This window comes from Sphingobium sp. 22B (assembly GCF_001580035.1).
Lineage (GTDB): Bacteria > Pseudomonadota > Alphaproteobacteria > Sphingomonadales > Sphingomonadaceae > Sphingobium > Sphingobium fuliginis.
Genome location: NZ_LTAB01000001.1, coordinates 50,172 through 62,350, shown reverse-complemented (window position 1 = coordinate 62,350; position 12,179 = coordinate 50,172). Strand labels below are relative to the sequence as shown.

Here is a 12,179-nt window from a genome sequence, read left to right as displayed (position 1 = left end):
GCCCCCCTCATCGCCCGAGGTGTCATCCTCGCTGAGAAGCAAAAACGTCACAAACCCATTATTTAGGTTGCAGAACTTCGTCGTTCCGGCAAGGTAGCCATTGCTTCCGTAGAAAGAGCGGAAGTGGGGCATAGTAACCCCAGCCATAAGAACTCGGCACCAGACTTCTGGGCCGGGTGGCGTGCGCGCATGTCCAGCCGGCTTGCCGGTAAAGGCGCACGCGCCTGATCTTATGGCCAGGTTACTAACATCCGGCTTTGGCCGTCGCCCCGAGTGGACATAGGTGCGACGAATGGGCCAGGGCGAAAGTGAAGGTCGCCGGATCGACCTTCAGATTGTGAGCAATGATACCGGCGAGCGGTTCAGCTTCTCCGATTTCTATCGACGGGAGAAGCCTCGCCTATTGCGTTTCTTCACCCGCAAGCTCGGCAACCCCGCCGATGCCGACGAATTCAGCCAGGAAACGCTGACCCGCTTCGTGTGCGCCGCCCCGCATCCCTCACTCGGAAGCCCCCGTGCCTATCTGACACGGATTGCGACCAACCTGCTACGCGACCATGCGGAACGCGGCTCCACACGCCTCTCAAGGCAACTGACCCTGCTCGAGGACGGCGTAAATGCGATCTCCAGCCTAGACCCTCATCGTGACGTTCAATCGCGCCAGGAATTGGCTCGCTGGACGGCGATCCTCCAGCAACTGGCCCCCCGCACACTCGAAATTTTCCTTCTCAATCGGGTGGAAGGCTGTAGCTACCGGCAGATCGCATCGGATCTCGGAGAGCCACTTTGGGTCGTACAGAAGCATATGCTCAAGGCCATTCGGCTCATCGACCGTCAGCGGGAGGCGGACAATGACTGAGGACCACAGCGCGACTACGGCGCAGGATCGCCGGGCCGCTCAAAAATGGGTGTTGCAGATGCTCGATGAACCGGAGCGTCACGCGCAGTCGCTCGCCGATTGGATCGAGGAAAAGCCGGCTCGGCGGCAGCTCTATCTTGACCTGATGAACGATGTGCAGGCCGCCGGCCATGCCGGCGGGGTGCTCGATTTGCCCCCTCCCCGGCTTCCGGTGCAAAAGCCCTTGGGGATCAAATCAGTCCCGATCCTGGCGGCTGCGTCTATCCTGGGCCTGCTCATAGCCGCGAGCATCCTGTTCCAGACCATCCGCACTCAATCACCGCAGATGGCGGGCGGAGTGACCCCAGCCCCCTTTGTTACGAAAGTGGGGGAAGTGCGGACCGTCAAGCTCGCCGATGGAAGCCAAGTCGTCCTTGATACCGACACCGCGATCGCCGTTACGATGACGGCGGACCGCCGTGACCTCGTGCTGAAGCGCGGTCGCGCCCGGTTCATCGTTGCCCATGATGCCGAGCGTCCGTTCTTCGTCAGGGCCGGCGGCATGGAGGTGCGTGCGACCGGAACTGTCTTCGATGTGCTATTCCGAAACAATGTGGCGGTGCATCTGATCGAAGGCGGCGTAGAGGTGGAGTTGACCTCTCAGCACACACAGCCTGCCAGAAAAATTCGGCTCCGGCCCGGCCAGATTTTGGCCTTCAGCCATGGACATGAGCCGCAAACCCTTGTCATTCCTGCACGCAGGTCTGACGAGCAATGGGTGAACGGCGTGAAGAGTTTCGACAATGTGCCGATCAGGGAAGTCATCGCCGAAGCAAACAGCTACAGCGATACCAGGATCGAGTTGATGCCCGCGAGCCTGGGCGACCGGGAGATATTCGCGGACATCCACATTCGCGACATTGAGCGCGTGGCGGAAGCGATCAGCGGGTTTCTGGACCTCGACATCGATCGCACCGAAAAGGGCAGATTGATCCTCAGCCCCAGAAAATAATTCAAGCGCCCAGCTTCAAACCTGTCTCGCCCCGTCTTCTGGTTTTGAGCCTCGCAAAGAGGCGGACCAATCAAGGGGGCAGAAAATGGGTATGGGAAAGTTTGCGCTTCTGGGCAGCGCCGCGATCTGCGTCAGCATGGTTGCGCCGCAGGCTGCGGCGCAGGAAGCGAAGAAAAGCTATGATTTGCCGGCCCAGGAACTCGGCGCGGGTTTGCGCGCCATCGCCAGGGCAAATGACTATCAGCTCGTGGCTGATCCCAAGTCGCTCCAGGGACGCCGCTCGCCCGCGCTGACCGGCGAATTCACGGTCGAGGAAGCCGTCACCGCCCTGCTTGCACAATCCGGCCTCAATGCGGACATCAGGGGGCGAACCATTTACCTCCGGGGGCGAGCAACGCCGTCGCGCGAGGAGGTAGAAGGCGCGGCGGACAACCAGCTCTTCGTTACTGGCTCACGCATTCGCGGCGCAAAGCCCATGTCTCCGGTCATCGCTGCTTCCCGAGAGAAGATCGGGGAACTCGGCTATACGGACCTTGGCTCCTTTGTCCGCAGCATTCCGCAGAATTTCAGCGGCGGGCAGAACCCGGGTGTCATCTCCAGCGTGCAGACCGGTTCGGAAAACACCACATCCTCCTCCACCCTCAACCTGCGGGGCCTCGGCGCCGATGCCACGCTCACACTATTGAACGGCCATCGTGTCGCATATGATGCAGTAAGCCAGGGGATTGACATTTCCGCGATCCCCCTGGCAGCCATCGAGCGAGTGGAGATCGTCGCGGACGGTTCATCGGCTCTTTATGGGTCCGACGCGGTGGGCGGCGTCGCCAACATCCTGCTCCGCCGGGACTATGACGGCTTGCTGACGACTGCTCGGTTCGGCGCCGCCACTGACGGCGGCGACGTCCAGCAGCAATATAGCGCCGTGACCGGCCGCCGCTGGGACAGTGGCGGATTCATGATCGCGGGCGACTTCAACAAAGCGACGGACATCACGGCATCGCAGCGCTCCTATATGCGGTCACGCCAGGCCAGCAACACCCTGCTCCCCTCGCAACGGCAAGTCAGCGCGGTCCTGGCCGGTCACCAGTCGCTGGCCGACATTATCGAGTTTGAGATCGACGCTCATTACAACCGGCACAAGTCTGTGGCCGCCCTTCCCTTCACAAACACGGGCGATGTGAAGCAAAGCGGCATTATCAGCCGCCCCGATATCGAGAGCTATTCCATCAGCCCTTCGGTCAAGTTTCGGCTACCCGCGGGTTGGGAAGTCACGGCTCGCGCCACCCGCGCCATCAGCGACAGCAAGATCATCGCGGAAATCTATTCGGGAGGCACCGCCTCGGCCGTGAACCATGTCCGGTACAAGAATGATCTATGGTCGGCCGAATTCAGCGGCGAAGGCCCGCTTTTCGCTCTGCCGGGAGGCGATGCGCGGCTCGCGGTCGGCGCGGGCCTTCGCTCCAACGGCCTCGACGCATCGATCAGGCGCGTCACCGCAACGGCAACCACGTCCCTCCTCAACTATCATGATGGCCAGACGGCAACCTTCGCCTATGGCGAGCTTTTCCTGCCATTGGTCGCCGATCGCAACGCGGTTCCCCTGATCCGATCGCTCCAGTTCTCGGGTGCCGTTCGCTATGAGCGCTATGACGATATTGGTGGGCTTGCGACCCCCAAGATCGGCATCAGCTACCAGCCGATCAGCGACCTGATGCTCAAGGGCGCCTGGGGAAAATCGTTCAAGGCGCCGACGCTGAGCCAACAGAACACGGTCCGGCAGGGTGTGCTCCTGTTCCCGGCCTATTATCTCCCCTCCCCGCCAACCAGCCGGAATGTCCTCCAGATCAGCGGCGGCAGCAAGGATCTCGAACCCGAAAAGGCGACGACCCTGACCCTGACGGCGGAGGCAAAGCCTCAAAGCATCCCCGGCCTGCGGCTTGAAGCCAGCTACTTCGATGTCCGTTACAAAAACCGCGTGGTTCGCCCGATCGCCGACAGCTCCCAGGCCTTCAAAGCTGATTATGCCGACCTCATCCTCCTCAACCCAACCCTGGAACAGGTTCTGGCGGCGACGGCCAATCTCCCTTTGGGCGTCCAGAACCAGACAGGCGGCGCTTACGACCCTGCCAATCTGGCGGCTATCATCTTCAACCAGCTTCAGAACGCCGCCAGGCAGCATATCCGAGGCGTCGATGCCTCCGCCTCCTATGAATTTTCGGCAGGAGAAAATCAGTTCCACCTCGAAGCGAGCGGCAGCTATCTCAAGAGCGATCAGAAATTGAGCGCGAGTCAGCCGACGATCGTGAAGGCCGGCAGGATCTTCAACCCGCCGCGCTGGCGCGGTCGCGCCGGCGGCGGCTGGAAGCGTGGGCCGATCGGGACAAACCTCGCTTATAATTATATCGGCGGTACGGACGACACGCGAACCACGACGACCTACAAGGTCTCGGGCTTCCACTCGATCGACGCCACGATCAGCTGGGGACCCGAGGGGAGCGGCTTGTTGGGCGGATGGTCCTTCCTGCTTTCCGGGCAAAATATCCTCAATGAGAAGCCCTCGGCCATCCGCGCGACGGCAACCAACCCGACCTATGACGCCACCAACTATTCCAGCATCGGGCGCCTCCTGAGCTTCACCGTCTCAAAGGCTTGGTAATGCTCATTTCCCTTGTTCTGAGCATATCCGGGGCAGGTGCGGCCGCAGTCCCGGCCGCACCTGCATCACAAGATTGCGCCCGCATCCTGCAGCCCGACGCACAAGCCGGCAGCCCTCGTCCCATCGCGGATCGCGACCTCATCGAGACGTTGGATCTTGGACCCAATGCCGCGATGGAAGCCGGTTCCTTCTTCACGCTGTCACCGGACAATCGAAGGGTCGCGGTCGGTGTCCGACGCGCAAGCGTGGCAGGGGACAGTTATTGTACCGGCATCACCCTTGTGGATCGCGACGGAAACTCGACGTTGATCGATTCCGGGCCGGGCGTCGCCTTCTTTCGCTTCGAAGATTTCTACGGAACAAATGGCTTCCCATCGGGCATCACCCAACTGATCACGCCGAGATGGTCAGGCGACGGAAAGCGTCTCGCCTATCTCAAATTCATCGACGGGCGGCTGCAGCTCCGCCTGTGGGATGAGAAGCTGAAAGCCCGGACCATCGGCGCCGATCCGCAGGATATCGTCGATTTCCGCTTCAGTCGCGATGGAAGCATGATCATCTACAAGGTCCGCGACGGTTCCGCGCAGGCAACGGCTCTGCGCCGGGAATCCCGTTCGGGGCTGCGCTATGATGATCGCTATTTTCCGTTCGCCTCGGCCTGGCCCTTTCCAGGAGGCCGCCCCGCCTATGTCTACAAGGCGGTACGCATCAGTGACGGTGACATCCGCGCGGCCAGTGATGAAGAGAAAGCGTTGCTGACGGCACCGATCGCGGAATCGCAAGCCGCAAAGGGCGTTCACGCGACAACGGTGCGGGATGACAAAGGGTTCGATCATATCGCCGCTGGTCCGGCAGGGAAGGAAAGCCGCTGCGAAAGCAGCGCCTGTACCGAGGTGGAAGGTGCGCCCTGGTTCTCTTCCAAAGGCGCCGTGCGCTACGTCCGGCGCGAGGGTTGGGCGAAGAATGAGATGGCGATTTATGAATGGAAGGTCGGTTCGGCCGAACCCCACAGGCTCTATGCGACATCAGATCTGCTCATCGACTGCAAGCCGATCGACGATGATGTCCTATGTGGGCGGGAAGGCTCGACCCACCCACGCTATCTCAGTCGTATCGACCTGCGCACCGGGAAATCCGTCCCTCTGTTTGACCCGAACCCGGCCTTTGGGACGCTGAAGCTTGGCAAGGTCGAACGATTGCTCTGGAAGAACGATCAGGGCATCGAATGCTTCGGAGATCTCGTCTATCCGCCCGACTATCAACCCGGACGCCGCTACCCGCTCATCGTCGTGCAATATGAGAGCCGCGGGTTCCTTCGAGGCGGTACGGGCGATGAATATCCCGTCCAGCTCTTCGCCCGCGCCGGATATCTGGTTCTAAACGTCCAGCGGCCGCGCTCCCCGCTTTACGGGCTGGGCCTCCCATCGATAGAGCGACAGCGGCGGCAGAATGACGGCTTCATGGAGCGGCGAAGCATATTGTCCGCCATCGAAACGAAGGTCAGGCAGCTCATTGACGCCGGGGTCGCCGACCCGGAACAGATCGGCATCACCGGGCTCAGCGATGGATCGACGACCGTCCAATATGCGGCGCTGCATAGCAGTCTGTTCAAGGCCGCGGTGGTGAGCGGCTGCTGCTGGGAGCCCTCTCAAACCTGGGTGTTGGGGCCTTCCCTCCAGCGTCACTATGAAAGCCTCGGTTGGCCTGCCTCCCCTGAGGACAAGCCGCAAATGTGGGGAGACATTTCGCTCGCCCGCAACGCCTCGCGGGTCGCCTTTCCGATCCTCATGCAGGCCGCCGACGGCGAATATCTCGTGGCCTTGGAAACAGTCAGGGCTCTGCGGGCCGCGAAACACCCGATCGATCTCTACGTCTTCCCCGATGAGGTCCACATCAAGCGTCACCCCGCTCATCGGGCGGGCATCTACAAGCGGAACCTGCGATGGTTCGATTTCTGGCTGAGGGGTAAGCGTCCCGACCCTTCGGATGACGATGCGCCCGAAGTCGATCGCTGGGCCGAGATGCGGCGGGCGGCACAGGATCAAGCCGCCGTCGGCGAAAACCGGCCGGTCGGCAGCTGATGGGCGACCGATGGCATGGCTGCCTCCACCGCCTTCCTTGCGAATGACGCTCAAAGGAGCTATATAAATGCTCAAAGGAGCATTGCCATGTCCGAACTCGAAACTGGCGCGCGCAAGGCGCAGGGGAAAGGCACGCCCCCCTTTGCCTATAAGGCGCTGTACCGTGCCTCGCCGGTCGATCGAATCGGCGTCATCAAGAAGGGCGTGGCGGCCAGCGACCTGAAGCGCTTCATCGCCGCCTTGCATGTGGACCAGAAGGTCATGTTCGACGCGCTCAATCTCAAGACGGCCACGGTGAACAAGAAGGCGGCGAACAACCAGCCGCTCTCGACGGAAGACAGTGAACGGGTTCTGGGCCTTGCAAAACTGGTCGGCCAGCTCGAAGACATGGTCGAGGAATCGGGCGAGACGGATGGGTTCGATGCGCCCGAATGGCTCTCGTCCTGGCTGCGTCAGCCTCTCCCGGCGCTGGGAGGCGTCAATCCGATCGATCTTCTCGACACGATGGAGGGACAGGCCGTCGTGTCCCGCGCCCTTGCGCAAATCCAGAGCGGCGCCTTTGCGTGACGACAAGCTTTTGGAGAATCGCAACCGACGCCAGGACCTATGAAGCGGACGACCTGTCAGGCGCCGGCGCCAAGATCACCGGGGGCCGGTGGAATGAGGTCGGCGTCGCCATCGTCTATGCGGCGAGCAGCCGGGCACTCGCCTGCCTGGAGACGGTCGTTCATCTGAACTCGGGTGGGTTGCCGCTCAATCGCTACCTCGTCGAAATCGAGGTGCCGGACGAGGTGCTGGCATCAGCGGAGGTCGCGACACCCGGCAATCTCCCGGTCGGCTGGGATGCCGAACCGGCGGGACGGGTCAGCATCTCATTCGGATCGCAATGGGCGCAGAGCCAAAGGACAGCGCTGCTGCTCGTCCCTTCCGTCATTGTGCCAGAGGAGACTAATCTCCTCATCAATCCCGCGCACCCCGATGCCAAGGGGATCAAGGCCCGGAAGGTGCGCAAATGGCTCTATGATCCAAGGATGATCCGCAAGGCGTGATCTTCTCTGGCAGCGTTACCGATCAGTCCGCTTGCGCACTTGACACTCGATGCCCGGACTCCTCGTCATTGGCGGTTCAACCGCCAGCCCCGTTCCAGCGCGCGATCCAGGCCTCCATATCGAGCAGGGTCAGCAGCCGGACATAACTCAATCCCATGGCCGGTCCCCGCGCCAGCGCTGCGTCGATCGCAGCGCCGTTCAGAAGTTTCCGACGCATGAGTTCGCCGTCCAGCAGCCGCTCATGCACTTCATGGTGGTTGCGCTCGATCACCTCCATCGCAAAGCCACTCGGACTTCCCTTACGCCGCCGGTCCCGAACCAGCGGCGGGAGGCGATCATGATAGGCCCTTCGCGCGATGGCACGATCCCGCCCGCCCTCAAGCATTTTCCAGGTCGGAATGGCCAATGCCGCTTCGACCACCGGTTGCGACATGAGGGGGTTGACCATCGGCATCCCATGTTCGCGCAGATAGCCTTCAAGATGGTTCTGGACCCGCAGGAGGAAGGCGATTTGCCCGGATTTACCGGGACGCGAGCGCAGTTGCTCATCGAGCCAAGGGTGCCGCAACGGCTTGGCTTGCAAATCCGCCATCACATCATCGGCGATGGCCTCGCCATTGCGGACCCATTTGTAGGGCCGACGCATATGGGGGATTGCGCGCAGCACTTCCCAGGCCGCTGTCGAAAACGACGTCTCGGTCACCTTCGCGATATTGCGCAGCGTGGCGAAAGCCTCGCCACCGATGCCCCGCGCATGGATGCAATCGAAAAATGGGCGGACCGAACTGCTGTTGTAGAAGATATTGTCGCCGCCATTTCCGGTATGGACGGCATCCGCCCCGCAACCGCGCGCCAGGCGCATGACGAGGGCATGATAGGCCACCTCATGGATCTGCCCGATGGGCTTGGGAAAATGTCTCGCGACCGAACGGGAGAGGTCGATATCGCCATGATCGTAGAAGCCTTCGAGCAATGGCGCACCGACCGACGCGGCCATGGCGCGCGCATAATCCCGCTCGTCGCCGTTGCGATTTTCGGTGACGAGGGTGACGCACTGGAACGGCGTCCCGGCCCTCGACAGGCCAGCCGTGACGATCGAGGAGTCAAGCCCGCCCGAAAGGGTCGAAAGGATCGCGCTGGAGGTCGAGGCCCAGGAAGCGATGCAATGATCAATGGTCCTGCGGAGGCGTTCAGCCGCCGCCTCGCTGTCCCATTGTTCGGCTTCCCTGACATGATCCCAGGGTGACCAGAAGCGCGTCACTTCCTGCTCTCCAGGCTTCAACAGGACGGAGGTGCCGGGCAGCAATTCGTGGAGGCCTTCGATCGCCGTCGCGCTATTCGGCAAGTCCTTCGCGATCAAATATCGCGGGATCTGATCCCAGGCGATGGCGCGCTTCAAAAGGCCGGCTTCGACCAGAAGATCGACATCCGACGACGCGGCCCAGCCCGTCGGCATCTGGAGAAAATAGCTAGGCATCGCACCGCCGGGATCTCGCGCGAGTTCCATCATTCCCTCGCCTTCCGCAGAGAGGATGTAGCCGCCCCAATATCGGTCGCGCAGTGTCGGCAGGACGGCGCCGGTGCGCATCTCCTCCTGCCACTGCTTGTCCTCCATGGTGATCGGGAAGGCCGGGCCATGGCGCGGGAACAGCGTTCCAATCACCCCGCCCGAACCGTCAGGCAGCAGCAAAACAAGGTCGGGCGCGCTTGTCCAGATGATGGCCTGCCCAATGCGCGTGCAATATCGAAGACCCGTGCGCTCCTGAACGAACGCCTGCCTGCGCGGCAGAGCCTCTTCATTCCAGTCGATCAGGATCAGGTAGCGCCCCAGCATCAGATCGCCAGGATCGGCTCGAAGGGCCGGATATTCTCCAGCCGATCGTTGAGGACCATGTCATCGGCCTGCACCCAGCAATGGGCGGAAAAGGGCGATGCGCTGACGCCAATGACCAGCTTTGCGCTGAGGCCCGCGGCGAGCAGGACCTCGAGAAAGGCGATCGAGCGGGGCAGGCACTGGCCCCTTTGCGGCAGCAACCAGTTACTGGCGGCAAACGCTGAAGCCCAGCCTGTCCATTCCAGGTCCGCGCGACCGGCATGGTCGATCTCGACGCAACGCGCGCGCCGCTCGATCTGCGCGATGATGACGCCGAACTCCCGGACGCGAAGGCGAATGATCGCGCTGATCTGCGCTCGGATGAAAGCGAGCCGCTGCCCCATCGATCCCGTCGCGGGATCAAGCGGCACTTCGCGCGACGCGCAGGGAATGGAAACCGGCTGCGGCGGCCAGTCGATTTCCTCGTCTTCAACGAGAATGGCAGAAGCGACCAGATGGCCGAGGTCGGACCCCGGCGCCTCGCCCATGACAAGCCGCCGGAACGCCAGATCCCATTGCGGCTGCAGGCCAAAATAGCGGTCGGCCGCGACATCGAGGAAGATCGCGCGCTGCCCTGTCACGCAGAAGGACAGGCCATTTCTCAACCTGTATCCCATTTCGGCTCTCCGACGCTTGCGGCCATCATGAAAAAGACGCGCGCCCTCCGGCGCGCGCCCCTTGGTCAGTCGTCGGCGATACCGAGCTGGCGGACCTGGCCGCCGATATTGTCGGAATCGTCGAGCGCTGCGCCCTTCGTTTCGACCGATGCGACGCCGAGATCGACGACGCTGTCTTCATGCTCGTTGATGTTGTTCATCTTCATCTCCATCAGTTCACCGCAGTCTTGCGGCAGGACTGATGCTATTGAAGGAAAGCCATATATCCGATCTTATAAGGTGCCATTTTGACAGCTTATAAGCTTGCAAATGGATGGAGAATTTCAGTCCGCAATTGACGCCAGAAGCACAGCGCTCACGATTTGGTCTACACGCGCCAGGCGACGTTTATGATAGTGGGAGATTGCATTTCGGATCGCGCGTCTGTTTCCTTCGCAGACGATGGTCCATAATTCCCGCAATTCCTGAGCCTGCCTGTTCACCACGCTTTCGCACAGCCTCAATGTGTGAAGACGTTCGCCAACGATGCTGACCGCATCAAGATGTTCGTCATTGGGCGAACAGGCGCATATCTGCGTGAAAAGATCGGCGCTGGCAGCGGCAATGCGTACGGGATCGGCTATCTCATCGTCAAGAAAGGCTGGCGGCTGTTCGATTCGTTCGAATTTCACCATGACCTTGAGCGCCGCTTCGACAATGTCTCGGTGCCAACTGTAGAGATTATAGGCTCGCTGCCGGGTCAGGGGCGGCATGGCGAAGCCGCCTCCGCCCTGCATCGCGACCAGTCGCTCACCGACGAGACGATGGAGCGCGTCGCGAACCGGCGCGATGCTGGTCCCGAAGCGCTCCGCGAGGGCCAGCACCACAAGCGGCGCTGCCGGTGGCTGGTCACCGCGCAGAATCAGCAGCTTGAGTTCGCGATAGACGCGATCGGCGATGACGGTTTCCGGCGCCATGCGGACTGCCTATGCCGATGAGCCGGTGCCGGTCGGACCGCGCCCGCCGTCGGCCGGCTTGAGGAAAGTCCGCAGGTTCAGACCGGAGATGAATTCGATACAGAGCTGTTCGAGGTCGCGCATGTCATCGAGAAAGAAATGGCGGGGAAAGTGCATGTGATGCTCCAGAAACATCATGGGGATGAGGAGATGCGCCGCCGACAGTCCGAGGGCATGGGCGCAGGCGATATGGTCATCGAAACGGGACTTCGGGTTGCCCGATTCGATTTCCCTGAGCCACCGCACACCGATCCCGACATCGGCGGCAAGTTGCTCTTGCGTAATGCGATGGCGCCTGCGCCGTTCTTCAATGCGGCGACCTGAGATCGACTTGACCTCGGCCAGTATCGACGCCCCTTCTTCAAAGGCGCCGCTTTGAGATGAGGTCATCAGGTCCTCCCTGATCGCGTCTCAAAGCATCCATGCACATTCCGATGACCCAAGATTTGGGTGAAATATGCCGTCGGTCAAATTTTATCGGTACCATTTTGACAGTTGGCGAGCCGCTTGGGTCCGCAGACAGACGGTCAAATTACCCGAATTGAAGAAGAGATGCCGCGTCGCCACCCTAACTCATGGTGGAGGCCCGCCCTACAAAAGCGGCCTGACGCGCTGTTCGACGCCCGGTCAGCCTTGCCGAAAAGTGTCGGGAAGCCGTCGAAAGGCCCGCGCCAGAGCCCGATCCTCGCTCGCCGCCATGATCGCAATGGCGGCGACATGGAGTTTCGCGACCGTCGGGCGCGCATCGATATGGTCCGAGGCGGCGACGCGTTCGAGAATGGCGCCGGCAAAGGGCTTCAGCTGCGCCGATGCCCCGACATAATGTTCTTCATTCCCCACCAACTTCTTGAGCGAGGGCATGGTAAGTTCCGCGACGAGCTCGTCCGTATCCACGGACCCCATCAGCAGAAGCGCGACCGATAGCGTCGCGCCATAGGGAATGAAGCTCCTGGCGATCCGCGCCAATCGATAGTGGCACGCGAGGAACAGGTCGGTGCCCTCGCTCGACAGGTACAATCTGTAGGTCCTCGATCGGTTGCCGACCATGGCTCAACCCC

General features: G+C 61.5%; 12 protein-coding genes. 6 read left to right on the top strand and 6 right to left on the bottom strand.

What is annotated here, in order from left to right; genetic code table 11:
- Nucleotides 1-292: 292 nt before the first annotated feature.
- From A0J57_RS00300 to parT, 6 genes are all read left to right on the top strand, one after another.
- On the top strand, nt 293-859 hold the full coding sequence (locus A0J57_RS00300) for an RNA polymerase sigma factor (RefSeq protein ID WP_044662140.1): 567 nt from the start codon (nt 293-295) through the stop codon (nt 857-859).
- Nucleotides 852-1,850, top strand: coding sequence for a FecR family protein (locus A0J57_RS00295; protein ID WP_052628226.1), 999 nt, complete (start codon nt 852-854; stop codon nt 1,848-1,850). The genes A0J57_RS00300 and A0J57_RS00295 overlap by 8 nt, the downstream gene beginning before the upstream one ends.
- 85 nt (nt 1,851-1,935) lie before the next feature.
- On the top strand, nt 1,936-4,506 hold the full coding sequence (locus tag A0J57_RS00290; protein ID WP_044662139.1) for a TonB-dependent receptor: 2,571 nt from the start codon (nt 1,936-1,938) through the stop codon (nt 4,504-4,506).
- The gene (locus tag A0J57_RS00285; protein WP_044662138.1) at nt 4,506-6,587 is read left to right on the top strand and encodes an Atxe2 family lasso peptide isopeptidase; all 2,082 of its coding nucleotides are present in this window, start codon (nt 4,506-4,508) and stop codon (nt 6,585-6,587) included. The genes A0J57_RS00290 and A0J57_RS00285 overlap by 1 nt, the downstream gene beginning before the upstream one ends.
- Before the next feature lie 87 nt (nt 6,588-6,674).
- Nucleotides 6,675-7,154: a type II toxin-antitoxin system Prs ADP-ribosylating antitoxin ParS gene (gene parS / locus A0J57_RS00280; RefSeq protein ID WP_044662137.1), complete on the top strand. Its 480-nt coding sequence runs from the start codon at nt 6,675-6,677 to the stop codon at nt 7,152-7,154.
- The gene (gene parT / locus A0J57_RS00275; RefSeq protein ID WP_044662136.1) at nt 7,151-7,636 is read left to right on the top strand and encodes a type II toxin-antitoxin system Prs ADP-ribosylating toxin ParT; all 486 of its coding nucleotides are present in this window, start codon (nt 7,151-7,153) and stop codon (nt 7,634-7,636) included. Before parS ends, parT begins: the two co-directional genes overlap by 4 nt.
- Before the next feature lie 76 nt (nt 7,637-7,712).
- Here the strand turns inward: parT and A0J57_RS00270 are convergent, their stop codons facing one another.
- From A0J57_RS00270 to A0J57_RS00250, 6 genes are all read right to left on the bottom strand, one after another.
- A complete protein-coding gene (locus A0J57_RS00270) occupies nt 7,713-9,470 on the bottom strand; it encodes an asparagine synthase C-terminal domain-containing protein (RefSeq protein WP_044662135.1) in 1,758 nt (585 codons plus the stop codon).
- Entirely contained in the window at nt 9,470-10,126 is a 657-nt protein-coding gene (locus A0J57_RS00265) for a lasso peptide biosynthesis B2 protein (RefSeq protein WP_082718614.1), read from the bottom strand. The genes A0J57_RS00270 and A0J57_RS00265 overlap by 1 nt, the downstream gene beginning before the upstream one ends.
- A 65-nt stretch (nt 10,127-10,191) precedes the next feature.
- The gene (locus tag A0J57_RS25815; RefSeq protein WP_137709742.1) at nt 10,192-10,326 is read right to left on the bottom strand and encodes a benenodin family lasso peptide; all 135 of its coding nucleotides are present in this window, start codon (nt 10,324-10,326) and stop codon (nt 10,192-10,194) included.
- 123 nt (nt 10,327-10,449) lie between these two features.
- A complete protein-coding gene (locus A0J57_RS00260; protein ID WP_044662133.1) occupies nt 10,450-11,082 on the bottom strand; it encodes a GntR family transcriptional regulator in 633 nt (210 codons plus the stop codon).
- A 9-nt stretch (nt 11,083-11,091) separates the two neighbouring features.
- Complete coding sequence (locus tag A0J57_RS00255; RefSeq protein WP_044662132.1) at nt 11,092-11,511, bottom strand: helix-turn-helix domain-containing protein; 420 nt, start codon at nt 11,509-11,511, stop codon at nt 11,092-11,094.
- A 237-nt stretch (nt 11,512-11,748) separates the two neighbouring features.
- On the bottom strand, nt 11,749-12,168 hold the full coding sequence (locus tag A0J57_RS00250; protein ID WP_044662131.1) for a hypothetical protein: 420 nt from the start codon (nt 12,166-12,168) through the stop codon (nt 11,749-11,751).
- Nucleotides 12,169-12,179: the final 11 nt, after the last annotated feature.